The following is a 15,994-nucleotide window of genomic DNA, read 5'->3' as shown; positions in this document are numbered from 1 at the left end:
GAGCTTTAGCTGGTTTAGATAAGCAATTCTCTGTCTTTCATAATCTTATTGTGCCTATTTAAATCCTCTAAAATCTTTGCAGATTTTGACACGAAATCACTTTTATAACCTTTTTGCTTACTCATTTTTTCTATTTCTTCTATGACAATGCGATTATCTTCTCTTAATGCCTCCAAATAGTCTTTTCTCTTATAAATAGGAGTGTTGTCTCCTGTAATATTTTCTAGCTCTGCAATTTCTTTTTTAAGACTTTCTATCTTGCTTTTATTAAATTGGCTAAATTTTTCTAAATCGTTATAAAAATTATTTAACCTTTTCATAAAACCGCCGAAATTCACATAATTTTCTAATTTAAAAAAAGTTTTGTCATCTCTTTTATAAATCATATTTTCAGGCTCCATTATAGTTTGACCATCAGGAGTTGAAACATAAAAACTTAAGGTGTTTAAATCTGTTTTTTCTCCGCTAATAATCAATCCTTTGTATTCTAAAACTTTATATTCTTTTTGATAGTTATTTGCTATCATTTGAATGGTATTTTCAAAGTTTTTTGTCAGCTCCGCTTGTCTAGCTTTGTTTAAATCGCTAGTATCATCTTTAAGGACGATGAAGTCTTTTGCGGAAATATTTTCATCATCATTGATATAGTATTTTCCTTGAAAATGCTCATTATTATTTTCTTTAATGATTGCATTTAAGGTTTCCATTTTAATAATATCTTTTTGTAAGAATTCAATTTTTGAAAGATTGACTTTAAGACTTTCTTCATTATTGTGAATTTGCCTTTTATAGCCACTATAAAGCATTTCTTCTTGTCTTAAATCACTGGTTAATTGCACCTGCAATAAGATGAGTGGATTTCCTGTGGCTTCTGCTTTCATTTCTGCCGCATCTGCCGCTCCGCTTGTAATATCCTCTAAGGTTCTTACATCAGCACCAGCTTTTCTAAATTGCTCTATGGATCTTGCTTTGCTTTCAATAACTTGCCACATTCTAGCGTCATAAGTTCTTTCAGTTGCGTATCTAAATTCTTTAACTCTAAAATTTTGTGGATCTCTCATAAAAAGCTCATTGCCTTGCCTTATAACTCTACCACTTCTTTGCTCTAAATCGCTAGGACGCCACGGACAATCTAAATGATGTAAAGCTACAATTCTTTTTTGCACATTTGTTCCAGCACCCATTTTTTGAGTTGAGCCAATTAAAATTCTAGCTTTTCCTGTATTCATATCTGCAAAAAGTTGGCTTTTTTGCAAATCCGTTTTTGCGTCGTGGATAAAGCGGATTTCATTTTGTGGAATGCCTTTGGCAACAAGTTTTTTTAAAATATCAGTATAAACATCAAATTTTGATTGTTCTGCTAAGAGTTCATCAAGGCTTTTATGATTTTCTTCTTCACTTTGCTCCATTGTTTCATTGATATTGACAAATTCATCTTCTTTGTTTGGTTTTGGAGATAAATTGTTACCTATTAAAGCAACTTTTTGTGAATGTTGTTTTGGTGTAGATAAATCGCAAAAAATTAATTGCGTTCCCCTGTCGTCATTCCACGCATTATACTCACCATAAACATTTTCAATTAGTTTATTGATTTTAGAATCTGCATAATCATCATAATAAGGATTAATGAGCCTAAAATCAAGTCCAGCCTTTCTAGCGTCTGTGGTGCAAGCAAGAAGATTATTTCTAGCAATATCATCTTGTTGATGTTCCATTCTCCATACGATAGAGCCTTCGTTCCACCTTCCATTTTCATCTTGAATACCTATAAATTCTGCTATTGCTTCACTTCTAGGAGCAACGATATTAATAGGCTTATCATTGTAAAGTTTTGGCACGAAGTCTTTTTGATATTTCATAATATCATTATTTGTTACAATATCAGCCACGCTTTTATACATCGTAGAAAGTTCAGGGACATTTTTAAATTTGTTAAATCTCGCAACGATTTTATAATTAATTCCAGAGCTATCAAGTTCCCAAGCATTTGTAACTTCTCCAAAAGTAGAAGCCCAAGAATCAAAACTTTCTATTCCTTTTTCATTTAATGTATTAGGCTGTATGTATCTTTGTAAAGTGAAGAGTTCTGTAATTGAATTACTTATCGGTGTGCCTGTTAGAAAATAGAGCTTTTTATTTTGTTCGTGAATATATTGTGTTTTACAATAAAGGTCGTATGCTTTTTGCGAGCCTTTTAAATTTCCAAGACCGCTTATATCTCCCATTGAAGTTGTGATGAGTAGATTTTTAAATTCGTGTGCTTCATCAATAATTAAAGCATCGATACCTAGTTCCGAAAAATCTATCGCTTTGGATTTTTTATGTGCTGTTTGCAAATCTTTCAATTTCACCTTAAAATTCTCAATGCGTTTTTCTAAATCTTTGACGGAATATCGCATAACATTTTCATCATCTTGCTTTCTTTTTAAGGTTTCTTCCAAAATGCTAATATCTTTCTCGTATTGTCTTTTAATAATATCATAAGGAGCAGGGATTAATTTAAATTGCGAGTGAGTCATAATAACAGCATCATAGTTATTTGTAGCTATTTTTGAGAAAAATCTTTCTCTATTATCCTTTTTTAAATCATCATTTGTAGCGACTAGAATATTAGCATTTGTATAAGCGTGGTAAAACTCATCATTCCATTGTCTAGCTAAGTGATTTGGCACAACGATTAAGGGTTTATTTAAAAGCCCCATTCTCTTTTGCTCCATTACAGAGCAAATTGCGACTAAAGTTTTTCCAGCACCAACTTGATGGTCAAAAATAATGTTACTTTCTTGAATTGCCCTATATATTGCATTTTTTTGGTGTTTTTTGAGCTTAATGTTAGCATTGAAATTGGGAAGTTCTAAATTTTCTCCATTATATTGTGGTTCTTTATTTGTGTTAAATTTTTCATTATAGATATTTTCTAAATCTGTGCGTCTATCATAATCCTTATAAATCCATTCTGCAAACTCATTTTTTAAGTTTTCTAATTTAGAATTAGCAATTGCAGTTTCTTTTGGATTTAATTCCCTATATTCTCTGCCTGTTTCATCTTGTTTTTTATCATAAATGCGAATAGGCTTTCTCAATAAAGCGTGTTCAAATAAATCAAAACAGCCTATTCTTTCTGTGCCATATTGTGAGCGAACATAGGGACTTAAGGAATGTCCAAGACCTTTAAGATTCCACTCACCTGTTTTTTCTAATAAGAATAAATCATAGTCTCTAGAATCAATTTGCAGAGTTTCTTCTATAAATTGTTTGTAGTATTTTATAGGTATCCAAGTTGTCCCTAAGCTTAGTGAAATATCAACTGCTTTCAAGTCTTTGGGTAAAACTTGTTCTAAGCTTTCTAAATTATTAGCAAATTCATTAAAGCCATCTTCTATAAGCTTCTTTACCTCTTTGTATTTTGCTTTAACATTTCCAGAAAGATACTTTTCGGCTAAGATAAAGCGAGAGGGATTAAGGTGGTCTTTAAAGATTAATCTATTTTGTTCTAAAGTATTAAGTGTTTCATCTAGCGGTTGTTCCAAGTTGGCTTCTAGGAAATTTAAATCAATTCTTCCATACTCATTAATGCAAGCAATAAGTGCTTCTTGTGGAGTTGAGATTTTAATTTCTTTTTGTGCGTTGATGGTTCTTTTGAAAAAAATATCAGCCTTTGTGGCACTTGGCAATATAGGTTCAATGCCTTCTTTTAATGCGACATTTTTAGAAATACCCGCATTATAATTTTTCTCCAAAGCTAAAATTTTATTTGCTTCTACATCTTCTTTGAAGGCTTTTTTGTTTGCTTCTCTATTTAAATATCCCTCTTTGGTAACAAAATCATCATAAAGTTTATTAAGTTGCTTTCTTTGATTTTCTACCAAAACATCATTAGCTTCATTTTTTTCATACTCAATGAGAGTGTTAAATTGATTTCTAATGGCGATGAGTTTTTTAATTCTTCTTTTATCGTGTTCGTTTAGGGCTGGTTTTGAAAAAACCAACTCGTCATCACTTCTAACTTTCATATAAATTTCGCCACCATACTCAAAATAATTTCCATCTTTTAATTTGCTTATAATTTGGCTATATTTTTGATATTCAGGCGATTCTTTGTTAATTCTGTAATAGGACAATGTAATTTTTGTTTCTTGGTATTGATAAATATCCTTAGGTAAAGTTTTGACAAAATTTTCCAAAGCAATTTTTAAATCCCTACCATCATCTAAGCATTCTAAATCATGACCATATTGAGAGCTTTTAATATCCATTTTTCCTAAGATATTTTGAGGATTATTTTTAAAATATTCATTAATTCTAAAATAGCTGAAAATATTATGATTTAAACCTCTCTTTTCCGCCTCATCAAAACGATTCTCATAATACTCTACGCTCTCTAGCCATTTATTGTCAATATTTAAATCTTTGCCTTTCTTAAAAAAGATAATATCTGTGGTAACTTCAGTGTTGGCTCTTTTTTTAAAAGCATTGTTTGGCAATCTTACAGCACCTAAGAATGTTGCTTGTTCTGCGATATAATTTCTTATAGTGTTATTTTTAGAATCTAAAAAATAACTTGAGACTACAAAGGCAGCAATTCCATCTTCTTTCAAATTTTTAATGGCGTTGCCAATGAAATAATTATGCACACTTGATTTATTGAGTGTTGTATCATTTGGGTCTAGAACCTTTTTTTGACCAAAGGGTGGATTGCCTATAAAAGCATCATAAGGCTTATCAAATAAGTGATGTTCAAAGGCTTTATTATAAATTGTTTGATTAGGGTGTAAAGATTTTAGAATATTTGAGCTTATGCTATCAAGCTCAATGCAAGTAAAGTGATAATTATTGCTGTAATTTTTAGCATAAGATAAAAACGAGCCTATTCCTGCACTTGGCTCAAAGATTTCTTTCGTGTGTTTATCATTATTAAAGCCTAAATGATTAAGTCCTTGATAAATTGTATCAATGACAATTTTTGGAGTATAAAAAGCGTCTAAGGTAGATAGTTTTGCATTTTCGTATTCTGTGTAATCTAGTGTAGAGATAAGCTCTTTAAACTCTTTTTCCCATTCTTTATTTTGGTGGTCAAAAACTTGTGGAATTCCACCCCAACCTGAAAATTTATTGAGAATTTCTTGCTCTTGTTTAGTGGCGTAGCGATTTTCTTGCTCTATGGTTTTTAAAAGTTTAATGGCGTGGATATTTTTTTGAAATCTATCTTTCAAAGAGCCAAGATAGATTTCATCATCGGCTGTAAAATCTAGTTTTTGCCCAGATTTGAAACTTCTTCTTTTAAAGTCATCATCTCTTGTTGCAGATTCCAATACTGATTGTTGATTGTTTCTTCTTGCATTTGCTCCTTGTCTCTCATCATCATTTCTTGAAACAAAGGAGAATAAATCTGTGGTTCTATCGCTATGAATTGATTGAGATTGATTTGAGTTTGGGTTAGTATCTCCATATCCGTTAGTCCCTGCTCTCTCATTTCCTCCGCTTCCTTGCTCTCTAAAATTTGTAGTTCCATTTGTGCTTGTGGTAATGCTAGTGTCATTAGTTCTGACATTCCTAGATTCTTGATGGTGTTTGGATAAAGTTCCGCCCATCTCTCTAGTATTATCAAGCTGTATTGTGGAATTTTCTTGTCTATCCAAGCTTGATGAACTTGATGAAACGCTAATTCGTTCAACGCCATTTGCAGTTTCTCTATGTTGGGATAATTCTCCATTCTGTTGCTCATTTTCTTCTCCTTGTGAAAATTCTAATTCTATAAAATCAAATAGGCTTTTGCCACCATAATACTTTTCATCTTCAATTTGTCTTTTTGTTTTCCGCATAGTTTATCCTTGTAATTTTTGTTTTTTTGCAAGGATATTTTAGCATTATTCATTAATATTTAAAGCCTTAGCCTCCTTTAAGATTAGTTTTCTTATGTAGGTGCTTGATTCAGTATTAAATTCTAACTCCATCAATTTCTTTAGCGTTTCATATTCTTTTTGATTGAGTCTGCAAACGACCATATGTTCTCTTCTTAATTCTTTATCAATTGTTTTTCTACCAGATGATTTTTTCTCTGCTTTTTTGTAAGTTTTTTGAGAGCTTGTTTCAGATTTTAAAGCTTCATCAATTGTAAAAGGCTTTTTTTCCATTATGCTTTTTCCTTTTTAATAAAATGTAGAAGTCTTTGGTATTCATTAAAGAAATTTGTATAGCTTAACCTTGAAAGATTATTTTCATTGTAGAGTTCAGTAAAAGAAGCTCCACTACTCATAGAATTTTCAATGATTTTTGAAAATTTGAAAAAGAAAAGATTTAAATCTGTAAAATTACTTTCAAGAGTTTCACAAATTTGTTTTTTTTCTTTTTCGTCCCTGTAATCTGTAACTAAGATACAAACTCTATCATCATTACCTATTTCATTTAAAGTTTCTAGTGTTCTAAGTAAAGAATTATAATTGCTTGTGCAAGGAATAATAACAACATTGCTCTCTTTGACAATACTCAATACACCTTTTTCCACAAAACCGCCAAAATCATAAACGCAATTATCTATTTTTTTTGGCGTTGGTAGAATTTTTGCTTTCTCAGGATAAATTTTTTCAATAATAGAATTATCATTGCTTTGTAAAAAATATCCTAAATCTTTAGCAATAGAAAAAGCAAAAGGGGTTTTGCCGACCCCGCCTTTCTTATTTATGATAGATATAATCATCATTTAACCTTTAAATTTATTTGTATAACATTATATACTATTATTTATTAATATATTATAAAATATACTAACAATTATTTAAAGATATGTATGCTAAAAGTAGGCTTTGTCTATCTTTATATTATAGATATTTTTAAAGGCTTTTCCTTTATCTTTCTAACCTTAAGCCCTATTTTGATTTTTTGCTTTCTTTTTAGTTCCTTAGTTTCTTTCAAAAGAGCATAGCGTTTAGCCTTTCTTTCTTTTGCTTTTTCTTGTTTGTTCATTTGTATAGCTCATTATCTAAAAGTTTTTCTAATTCTTGTTGGAAGTAAATACTAAGTCTTGTATCTTCTTCGTAAAATTCTTTAACAGGCTTTCCATTTTCATCATATTTGTTTTCAAATTTTTGATGGAATTCTTTAAAAGCTTTCTTTTCTTTTTCCATAAAATCAACTAATTCTTTGTTTTTGCGAATATTACCTATAACCTCAGTGCAGCCCTCACAATATTCATCATCTAAATTGCAATCATCGCTAAAGAAAAAACCTCGCTCTTTATCGTAATTTATTGTATGTAAAAATTTCTCACTATCATTTGGCATAAAAAGCACAATATCATTTTCAAAAATTTTTACACCCTTTTTATCTTTAAAGCCTGTGTAAAGTTCTAGTTCTAAATCTTCTAATTTTTGAGTTCTTTGTTTGTATGTTTCTTTTGAAATGTTAGCATTGATATAAAATTTATATTTTTCGTAAGTTTTTTCATTATCACCGCAACAACGCAAAAAATAATTTTGATTGATTGTTTCAAATCCTATTTCATTAAGATAAATATAACTACTATTAAGCCAAATTCTAAAATCAAAATCTTTTAGTTTCATTTTTGCTATTATCCCTTATAACAATCGATGAGTATTTTACTCATCTTCCTCGAAGTTAAAGTTGATATATTCTTGCATTTCATAAATATCATCAAATTCAGCAGTATATCCATCGCTTTGGCTACAAACATAATATATACCCTCTTCATACTTTACCTTATATTCTGCCCCATACCACCCTTAACCCATACGCTTTTACCACCCTCTAGCTCTCTAACTAATTCGTAAATATCGTGGTCTTTCATACTAAATGTCATTGTTTATCCTTGTTGTGATTAAATAATTTTCGTATAATATTAATATATTAGTAAATATTATATAATAAAATATATTTATAATAAATTATATTTTAGGTTTTCCATTATCATCATAATACATAGCCTTACAGCCTTGTCTAAATTCATTACAGCCCCACCACCAGCTTTTACCATTTTTACTTTTCATTCTCTGCAAGAATCCTTTATCGCATTGCGGACATTTATATGTAGTGTCGCTATTGTTTTGTTTTGTTTCAAAATTTGGTTTGCCTTTATTATCAGGATATATAGCCTTACAACCCTCCTTGTATTCACTACACCCCCAAAAATCTCCATATTTCCCTTTGCGTTTTGTTAAATGACCTTTACTACATTGCGGACATTGAATTTTTTGCTGATTTTTATCTTCTAAGATTTTAAAATTTTGACTATTGCTAATTCTTTGAATTTCACCGATGACTTCTTTTGTTACTTCCTCTAAAAATTGCCCTCTTGTAAGCTCTTGTGCCTCTATCATTTTTTGTTGCTCAAACCATAAAGCTGTCATATCAGGTGTGGTAAGAGCTTTTGGAGAAAGTGCGATTAAATCCCTACCTTTTTGCGTAGATTTAACAACTTGCTTTTTATCTTTGCTTACCTCTATATATTCTCTTTCAATAAGGGTTTTTATGTGATTTGACCTTGTAGCAGGTGTGCCTATACCTCCACTTTCTCCTTTTTTGTCTTTATCTTTTTCCATCAGTAATTTTTTAATTTTTTCATCGCTTACATATTTTGCAACACTATTTAAATCTTTAAGTAATGTTGTCATAGTGTAATAGGGGCGAGGTTTTGTTTGCTTCTTTTCAATCTGCACCAAAGCACATTTTGTATTATCATTATCTTTTAAGCTAGATAAATCATATTCGTTTTTATTACTATCAAGCTCCTCTTCTTTATCGGTATCAATATTTTTCCATAGACTTCTAAAACCGCTTTTTGTTGTTTTGCTTTGTGTTGCGGTAAAAATTTTTTGATTGATTTCTAAATTAATTGTGGTGGTTTGATATTCTCTAGGCTGAAAAAATTGAATGATAAATCTTTTAGAAATTAAATCATAAACGACTGATTCATCTTTGCTTAATTGTGATGAAATCTTGTTTTGAGTAGGAATGATTCCATAATGTGCTGAAATGTTCTCATCATTAAAAGCTTTGCTTTTTATTTTTGTATCACTACCAGCGATGAGAGCTTCAATCTCATCATTATTTAAATTTGTTTTTATGGAATTTAAAATTTGTGGAGCTTCTTCAAAGATTGTTTCAGGAAGATACTGACAATCTGACCTATTGTAAGTAATTGCTTTATGTTTTTCTCTTAAGGATTGTGTGATTTGTAGGGTTTTATCAGGGCTAAATCCAAAAAATTTTGCACACTCTGCCTGTAAAATAAGTAAATTATAGGGTAGTGGCGGATATTCTTTTTTATTTTCTATCTTTACATTTATTTTTGCATTTTGATTTTCGCACATATTTTTAATTTCTTTAGCTAGATTTTCATCTGTAATTTTTTCTTCTGTCTTTAATCGTGCTTGAATTGTATGATTGTTAATTTCAAAATTTCCAAGTAAGGAATAATAATCGATGCTTTTAAAGCTTTCAAATTCTTTATCTCTAGCAACTACAAGTCCTAAAATAGGAGTTTGCACTCTTCCTACACTTAAGATGCCCTCAAAATTATTTTGTCTAGCAATGATGGTGTAAGCCCTTGTAAGATTAATTCCTACTATCCAATCAGCTTGACTTCTTGCAAAGCCTCTTTCGCTCATACCTTTAAAATCTGTATTAGATTTAATTTTTGCTATTTCTTCTTTGACTGCTTTTGGAGTTAAGTCATTAATTAAAACTCTAAAGACAGGTTTGGAGCTTTTAGAATACTGAATAATTTCATCGACTAAGATTTGTCCCTCATCATCTGCATCCCCACAATTTACAATAGAAGTAATTTTGTCGCTATGGATTAAATCGCAGATGATTTTGAGCTGTTTTCTGCTATCTTTCTTAGGTAAATATTTAAATTCTTTAATGGGTAGTGGCAAATCCTCAAGTTTCCACAGCTTATATTTTTCATCATATTCTTCAGGTTTAGCAAGTTCTAAAATATGCCCAAAAGCCCAAGTAATAATGTCATTTCCTTTTTGTATGTAGCCTTCGCCACTTTTATAACTTCCTTCTAGTCCTTCCGCAATGGCTCTACCAAGTTCAGGTTTTTCTGCTATAAATAATCTCATTTTTTACCTTTCTTTATTACTGGATAACATAAATAATTATTAGAATATAATAGTTATTTATGTTATATATTATTAATTATAAATATATTTTATATTACAATAATTATTATAAATACACACCCATAAGGGTGTGTATATCATCTTTCTAAGCCTTTATCTTGTTTTTTTTCAGACTCTTTAATCTCTTGGGTTTGCTGCATTTGTTGCTTTTGTTTTTGTGCTTTCATTTCAGCTTCATTAACAACTTCAAAACCTGCATTTGAAATTACAGCTACAAACTCTTTGCCTTTTTCTTTGAGTTCGCTTTTTAGCTCCTCGTTGTAGAGTCTCACATTAGTTTCCAAATAATGACTTTTAGAGCCATCTTGATTTTGGTGTTCTGTAATCCCAACCCCCTCGATTAATTCTTTTGCGGATTCTCTCTTTTGATTAATGGTGTAATAAAAATAACCTTGCTCATTGACATTTGAATTGATGTAGATAAAGTCATCTCTATTTTGTGAGTTAGTAGGTTTTAAGACGATATTATGAGTTTTTTCATCTCTATTAACAAAATAGTTTTTCCACTCATTATTAATCTTTGCAGAAAAAAGCACAGCACCGTGTTCCATTGCCGCAACTTGTCCTGCTTCTTTAATCACATCAATCAAAGCAGTATCCACTTTTCTTTGCTGAATATCACCCTCCTTGTTTTTGTAGTTTAAAGCATTGTTTGTATCAATAACAATCTTATCATTAACTAATCTTCCAAACGCCATTTTTATCTCCTTAAAATTTTTGTTTTTTGTTTTTTGCAATTTTTATATATAATTCCTTCGTTCATTCACCTCCTTGCAGTGTGATTTGAATACTATTTTTATTTTCCGTAAGAATAGTTTTTTGTTTTTTTGCAAAGCTCAAGGTAAGGCTTTTACCGTCTTCATCAACGGAGATTGTTGCCAAACCTTGAGTGATTACGCTTACTTTATTTTGTAAATTTTCAAGCTCTGTATTTTTTGTATAGATAAGAAATAGCAGAATGCCAAGTGTTATCCCAAGTCCAATTGCTGTAAAGCTAAAAAATATAAGAAATGATTTTGTATTCTTTATCATTTTTGTAAATATTTGCGAGAAAATATTAAGCTTATCTTTGCCATCTTTGATAAAACTATCAAGAAAGTCATTATAGTTTTGTGCATTATAAGAAAGTTTATATTCTACTATCTCGCAAAATTGATTAATCTGCTCATTATATTTTCTAGCTTTTCATCTAATGATATTTTTTGAATTTCATTAGCAAATTTTGCAAAATCTTCCATAGTCTTTCTTATGGATGCTGTTTTGCTGATGAGTTCTTTTTCCTCATCGTTTGGAGGATTTGTAAAATAAGAAACAAGAGCCAAATGCGTATTATTTAGCTCTATATAATTATTTTCTAAATCTTTAAAAATGCCATCTTCTGTATTGCTTTGCGAGTTTTGTTTGCCAATATGAATTTTGGCATTAATTTCTTTCATAATATTGGCAAATTTTTGTAATAACTCATTGTAATTAGTCGCAGATATTTCTTGCTCATTATTGACAATTTCAAAAAGATTTTCACTAGAATTAATCTCATTCATCATTATTTCTCATTAACCCAACATTCTTTTTTGATAGCCATTTTTTGATAATAAGCAATATGAATTTTGTAATATTTAAACCCAATTTGTTTTCTTTGATTTTGAGGCAATTTTATAAATTCATATCTGCTAATTTCTGTTAATTTTTCTCCTTGCTCTCTTTGCGATACAGGTAAGGCATTGTAAATTTCTTGCGAGATTTCCTTTAATTCATAGCCTCTTTGCCATTCTTCTTGTTCGTAAAATTTATTGTTGCAAGTGTATTTTAAATGATAATCTGTATATTTTGATGAAGATAGCAATCTGCAAGAATTTGTTAATTGTGGATTGATTCTAAAGCCATAAATATTTACATTTTTACACGAAGTGCCATCTCCAGCTCCACTACTCTCGCAAAATTGTTCAACTCTCAATAAGGTTTTTTCGATACGCTGATTCAACGCTTCTACGCTACAAGCTCCATCTAGGTTCGCTAAAATTTCGTTTTTATATTTAAGCATTTCACTATCTGCATCTCCTATGGGGCAAAGATTTAAAAAAGCTTTTCTAGCATTAATAGTTTTCCACGGCTTTTTAAAATGTATGCTAAAATATCTTGCCAAAGAGGCACTACATTCTGCTGGTTGAGTAGGACTTGCTAGACAAAGCATTGCCTCGCACGCTAATCTAGTATCTCCTGTTAGCATTTCTAATTCTATTGCATTAGAGGATACAACACCAAAAGCTAAAATAGATAAAAGAACTTTTTTCATTTTTTACTCTCCTTTAATTTTGTTAAAAAATAGAATACTAACCTTGTTGTAATCTTCTTCATAAGGATTGATAGGCTGTAATTCAATAGGGATAATGACTTGATTTTTGATAAAATATTCCTTGTAGGCTTGTATCAAATCTTCTCTACCGACTAAAATCATTCTACTAGCATTGTGAGCTAATAAAAAAGTTTTCGTTATAAGCTCATTTTTGATAAAGTCATCTTTTTCTGATTTCTTTTCAGCGATGATTTGATAAGTCCAATTTTGTGAGCTTAAAAAGCTATCTTTTGGAACAAAGTTATATTGTTTTTCCAAAATGGAAGTGTTAATAGTTAAAATAGAACCATTATCTAATTTTTTTGGTTGCGGGGCAGAACACCCAACTACTAATGAAGCAATTACAGCTAAACTAAGCGACATTTTTTTCATTGTTTTCTCCTATGATTTGAATTTTTACTTTGCATTCTCCTTTTAAGATTGCATTTTCTAATTGTTCTCTTGTTGGAATTTTTCTTATTGTTGATAAGCTTTTTGAAACAGCTTTAAATTTATCCATAAAATAAGAATCTGAATAATAAAATGCTTTATTGCATAAGATAGGTTTGCCACTATCAATAGTAATCAACTCGTTTTCAAAAGCCATTTCTCTCAGCTCTTGCGGTAACATTAAAGCTCTACTTGCTTCACTAATACTTCTTGAGCCACCACCATTACCACTTGTATTAATACTTCTTGAGCTTGTTTTAAAAGTGGTATTTCCTAAAATCCTAGAAATAGCTTCTGCGTCTTCTTGTTCTCTTGGTGCATAAAAAATTTGACAAGCGTGATTTGTTAATAATGTTTTAGCTCCTTCTTTTCCATAACCTAAAGGCTGTTGCGTTTCAAGTTGTGAGTTAGATTGATAAATCATTAAAGAGCGTAGCCAATATCCAGCCATAAAGCTTACAGCAGATTGATAGATAGGAATTCTACCAGGTGCAGTAAATTCGTCCATAACCATTAAGCAGGTGTATTTTAATTCTTTATTGCTTTGTGGCAATTCTTTAGTATTTAGTAGAATAAGTTGCGACCAAAATATATTTAAAATAAATCCAGCATTTGCTAATTGATCAGGCGTAATTCCTATATAAATTGTCATTTTCTTTTTGCGTAAATCTCTTAAATCAAAATCACTTGTTTCTGTGCTTAATCTTAGAGTTTCACTTTCAAATGGCACAAGAGGAGCATTAAAAGAACTCATTACGCCCGATTTAGTTGCGTCTGAGCTGATATTAAAATAAGTTTCTAAGCGTCTTATGGTAGCTTCATCTAAAATTTCACAATAGACTAAAAAATTGTATGTATCATCAAAGCCTCTAATGTTATTTTCCTCATTTTTAAGAGTTAAACCTTTTGAGAGTTGTAAGATATTGTAAAAGTTAAATTCTCCTACATCTACATTAAAAGCTTTTTGAAAATCTTTTCCATTGCCACTAAGTTGCAAATCACGCCATAAATAACAAAGTCCTATGAATAGATTTTGAGCTAATCCGTTGAAAAATTTTGAAGTAGAATCCCCATCAAGTGGATAAAGGATATTGCCTAAATCCATTAATTGACTATCGCAATGCTCTTTATCATTCATATCAATGTAGCTTAAAGGATTATAGCGATGTGTTTGTCTTGAAAATGGATTAAAAAGATAAACTTCTTGTCCTAAGATTTCTTTTCTATATTTACTGGTGTAATCAAAGCATTCTTGCTTAATATCTTGCACCACAGCACTTTCTTGCCATTCTAATAAATTTGGTATCACAATACCTACACCCTTACCACTTCTTGTAGGAGCTCCTAAAGCTACAAATTGCTGACCGCCAAATCTTAATAATTTTCCCTTATATTTTCCAATAATAATACCCTTATCCCCAAATAAATTCATTTTTTTAATTTCATTAAAATTAGCAAATCTAGCTTCGCCAAATTGAGATTTTTTGGTTTTTAAGGATAACACCAAAAGAGTCAAAGCAAACAAACAAAATGCGAAAGTGATACCCAAAGAAAGCCATATTTTTGGGTAATGATTAGCGACTGCCTGTAAAGTGAAGTTAATGTTATAGATTTCAATCGCTTTCATTATTTTTACTTTGTTCAAAACAAAGAAAACAATAGGAGTTAGTAAATAGGTAAAAATGAAACCTACTAGAATAAGAAAAATAATTTGAAGGCTTTTATTGTTTTGCATTTATTTCTCCAAGTCTTTATTTTTAATAGTTTTGTTTGCATTATTTTTGGTGTTAAATTCTTTGAGTTTTGATTTAAAATCCTTTGTAGATTTGTCTTGCTTTGCCTCATTTGCATAGTATCTTGCTACTTTAGGATTTTTAAATTCCATTTGTTTATTAAGATTTCTATCAGAGTAAAAGGTTATAATTTGCTCATCAGAGGGGGAAAGTGGCAGTTGTCGCCCTCCCCTTTGATAATCTTTCGTGATATTTTTTAAATGCCTTTCACCTATTTTGTCAGTAATAGCCCTAAATCTAATTCCTTCATCATTTTCCCATTCATAAATTTTTGCTTCTTTTTCCTCTACAAATGGTTCTTTAAATATTTTTAAATATTCTCTTATAGAATTACCTAGATTTAAAAGCTCTTCCATTGTGATTTGTCCATCGCTATTTTCTTCTAAATGAAGTTTGATATGATTTGCACCCATTCCTTTGTCTCTTCTTGTATCGTGAAAACCCTTTACATAATGCACGACATAATCTATAATGGCATTTTCAATAGCTTCAAGCTCTGCATTAATAGGAGTTGAGTTTTTTTCATTAAAACTTACATTATAAATGCCTCGCCTTTCTTTATTCATTTTATTTCTCCAAGTCTTTATTTTTAATAGTTTTGTTTGCATTATTTTTGGTGTTAAATTCTTTGAGTTTTGATTTAAAATCCTTTGTAGATTTGTCTTGTTGTGCTATAAAATTATTTTCAAAAAATTCTTTATTTTTACTCACCATTGGATCTCTTGGTTTGCCACCAACTTCATAATGATGAGAATAAATTATTTGATTGTTCTGATTTCTATCTTTAAGTGTAATATCAACACTAAAATCTTCTTGCGGAAGTCTTTTATAAAGCTCACTCATTATTTCTGTAAGATATTTATTAGGACTATGTATTTCTTGCGTGATAACTTGCTCCATTTTATTAAAGGCATTAATAAAAGAAACTTTCCATTTATTTGCTTTTTTACCTGTTAAACCCATTGCAATAAATGAAAAACCATCACGAGACACTTCATAGGCTGGTCTAAGTTCGCCTTTTAGGTCTTTATAATTAACCAGCCGAATTTTCGGCTGGTTAAATTCTTTCATATCTCCATCATTTAAATAGTTTTTAATGATATCTAAAATATGAGTATGTCTTTTTTCAAATACTCTAGCTATATCTAAGCTGGTGCAAAATATTTGATTATTTTTGGTAGTAAATTCCATTTTTTTATTATTTATATTTACAAGATTTGTGTTTGTTGCTTCTGTTTCTTGCCTGTTAATTTTCCACATAGACATATTTATCC

Annotated in this window: 14 protein-coding genes; all 14 read right to left on the bottom strand. The window is 30.3% G+C overall.

What is annotated here, in order from left to right; all coding sequences use genetic code 11:
- Nucleotides 1-14: 14 nt before the first annotated feature.
- Nucleotides 15-5,822, bottom strand: a complete 5,808-nt coding sequence (locus tag CVULP_RS07255) for an SNF2-related protein (RefSeq protein ID WP_265415657.1) — start codon at nt 5,820-5,822, stop codon at nt 15-17.
- A 45-nt stretch (nt 5,823-5,867) separates the two neighbouring features.
- A complete protein-coding gene (locus CVULP_RS07250; RefSeq protein ID WP_006803285.1) occupies nt 5,868-6,134 on the bottom strand; it encodes a hypothetical protein in 267 nt (88 codons plus the stop codon).
- Nucleotides 6,134-6,697: a P-loop NTPase family protein gene (locus CVULP_RS07245; RefSeq protein WP_006803284.1), complete on the bottom strand. Its 564-nt coding sequence runs from the start codon at nt 6,695-6,697 to the stop codon at nt 6,134-6,136. The genes CVULP_RS07250 and CVULP_RS07245 overlap by 1 nt, the downstream gene beginning before the upstream one ends.
- A gap of 116 nt (nt 6,698-6,813) precedes the next feature.
- Nucleotides 6,814-6,963, bottom strand: a complete 150-nt coding sequence (locus CVULP_RS07240) for a hypothetical protein (protein WP_180753082.1) — start codon at nt 6,961-6,963, stop codon at nt 6,814-6,816.
- Nucleotides 6,960-7,559: a YopX family protein gene (locus CVULP_RS07235; protein ID WP_099507693.1), complete on the bottom strand. Its 600-nt coding sequence runs from the start codon at nt 7,557-7,559 to the stop codon at nt 6,960-6,962. Before CVULP_RS07235 ends, CVULP_RS07240 begins: the two co-directional genes overlap by 4 nt.
- A 342-nt stretch (nt 7,560-7,901) precedes the next feature.
- Nucleotides 7,902-10,085, bottom strand: a complete 2,184-nt coding sequence (locus CVULP_RS07230; protein WP_213355903.1) for a DNA topoisomerase 3 — start codon at nt 10,083-10,085, stop codon at nt 7,902-7,904.
- A gap of 137 nt (nt 10,086-10,222) precedes the next feature.
- On the bottom strand, nt 10,223-10,843 hold the full coding sequence (locus tag CVULP_RS07225; RefSeq protein WP_213276811.1) for a hypothetical protein: 621 nt from the start codon (nt 10,841-10,843) through the stop codon (nt 10,223-10,225).
- 61 nt (nt 10,844-10,904) lie between these two features.
- Nucleotides 10,905-11,177 (bottom strand): hypothetical protein, encoded by a 273-nt coding sequence (locus CVULP_RS07220; RefSeq protein WP_252195545.1) that lies wholly within the window; start codon nt 11,175-11,177, stop codon nt 10,905-10,907.
- 107 nt (nt 11,178-11,284) lie between these two features.
- Nucleotides 11,285-11,689 carry a hypothetical protein gene (locus CVULP_RS07215; RefSeq protein ID WP_252195544.1) on the bottom strand — a complete coding sequence of 135 codons (405 nt, stop codon included), beginning with the start codon at nt 11,687-11,689 and terminating at the stop codon, nt 11,285-11,287.
- On the bottom strand, nt 11,689-12,438 hold the full coding sequence (locus tag CVULP_RS07210) for a TrbM/KikA/MpfK family conjugal transfer protein (RefSeq protein WP_099507567.1): 750 nt from the start codon (nt 12,436-12,438) through the stop codon (nt 11,689-11,691). Before CVULP_RS07210 ends, CVULP_RS07215 begins: the two co-directional genes overlap by 1 nt.
- 3 nt (nt 12,439-12,441) lie before the next feature.
- The gene (locus CVULP_RS07205) at nt 12,442-12,870 is read right to left on the bottom strand and encodes a cag pathogenicity island Cag12 family protein (protein ID WP_006803315.1); all 429 of its coding nucleotides are present in this window, start codon (nt 12,868-12,870) and stop codon (nt 12,442-12,444) included.
- Nucleotides 12,851-14,662 carry a type IV secretory system conjugative DNA transfer family protein gene (locus tag CVULP_RS07200; protein ID WP_213276818.1) on the bottom strand — a complete coding sequence of 604 codons (1,812 nt, stop codon included), beginning with the start codon at nt 14,660-14,662 and terminating at the stop codon, nt 12,851-12,853. Before CVULP_RS07200 ends, CVULP_RS07205 begins: the two co-directional genes overlap by 20 nt.
- Nucleotides 14,663-15,286, bottom strand: a complete 624-nt coding sequence (locus tag CVULP_RS07195; RefSeq protein ID WP_099506933.1) for a hypothetical protein — start codon at nt 15,284-15,286, stop codon at nt 14,663-14,665.
- Between the two features lies 1 nt (nt 15,287).
- On the bottom strand, nt 15,288-15,986 hold the full coding sequence (locus CVULP_RS07190; protein ID WP_099506934.1) for a Rha family transcriptional regulator: 699 nt from the start codon (nt 15,984-15,986) through the stop codon (nt 15,288-15,290).
- Nucleotides 15,987-15,994 lie beyond the last annotated feature (8 nt).

The sequence above is a fragment of the Campylobacter vulpis genome, from assembly GCF_014217995.1.
Classification (GTDB): domain Bacteria; phylum Campylobacterota; class Campylobacteria; order Campylobacterales; family Campylobacteraceae; genus Campylobacter_D; species Campylobacter_D vulpis.
Note: the sequence above shows the minus strand (reverse complement) of the source record. Positions and strands in the feature narration are given on the sequence as shown.

Bases quoted from the DNA above. Each gene is read 5' to 3' on its own strand.
- CVULP_RS07240 (WP_180753082.1), bottom strand. From the start codon at position 6,963: ATGAACAAACAAGAAAAAGCAAAAGAAAGAAAGGCTAAACGCTATGCT.
- CVULP_RS07195 (WP_099506933.1), bottom strand. From the start codon at position 15,286: ATGAATAAAGAAAGGCGAGGCATTTATAATGTAAGTTTTAATGAAAAA.
- CVULP_RS07235 (WP_099507693.1), bottom strand. From the start codon at position 7,559: ATGAAACTAAAAGATTTTGATTTTAGAATTTGGCTTAATAGTAGTTAT.
- CVULP_RS07225 (WP_213276811.1), bottom strand. From the start codon at position 10,843: ATGGCGTTTGGAAGATTAGTTAATGATAAGATTGTTATTGATACAAAC.
- CVULP_RS07210 (WP_099507567.1), bottom strand. From the start codon at position 12,438: ATGAAAAAAGTTCTTTTATCTATTTTAGCTTTTGGTGTTGTATCCTCT.
- CVULP_RS07250 (WP_006803285.1), bottom strand. From the start codon at position 6,134: ATGGAAAAAAAGCCTTTTACAATTGATGAAGCTTTAAAATCTGAAACA.
- CVULP_RS07215 (WP_252195544.1), bottom strand. From the start codon at position 11,689: ATGATGAATGAGATTAATTCTAGTGAAAATCTTTTTGAAATTGTCAAT.
- CVULP_RS07255 (WP_265415657.1), bottom strand. From the start codon at position 5,822: ATGCGGAAAACAAAAAGACAAATTGAAGATGAAAAGTATTATGGTGGC.
- CVULP_RS07230 (WP_213355903.1), bottom strand. From the start codon at position 10,085: ATGAGATTATTTATAGCAGAAAAACCTGAACTTGGTAGAGCCATTGCG.
- CVULP_RS07190 (WP_099506934.1), bottom strand. From the start codon at position 15,986: ATGTCTATGTGGAAAATTAACAGGCAAGAAACAGAAGCAACAAACACA.
- CVULP_RS07220 (WP_252195545.1), bottom strand. From the start codon at position 11,177: ATGATAAAGAATACAAAATCATTTCTTATATTTTTTAGCTTTACAGCA.
- CVULP_RS07245 (WP_006803284.1), bottom strand. From the start codon at position 6,697: ATGATTATATCTATCATAAATAAGAAAGGCGGGGTCGGCAAAACCCCT.
- CVULP_RS07200 (WP_213276818.1), bottom strand. From the start codon at position 14,662: ATGCAAAACAATAAAAGCCTTCAAATTATTTTTCTTATTCTAGTAGGT.
- CVULP_RS07205 (WP_006803315.1), bottom strand. From the start codon at position 12,870: ATGAAAAAAATGTCGCTTAGTTTAGCTGTAATTGCTTCATTAGTAGTT.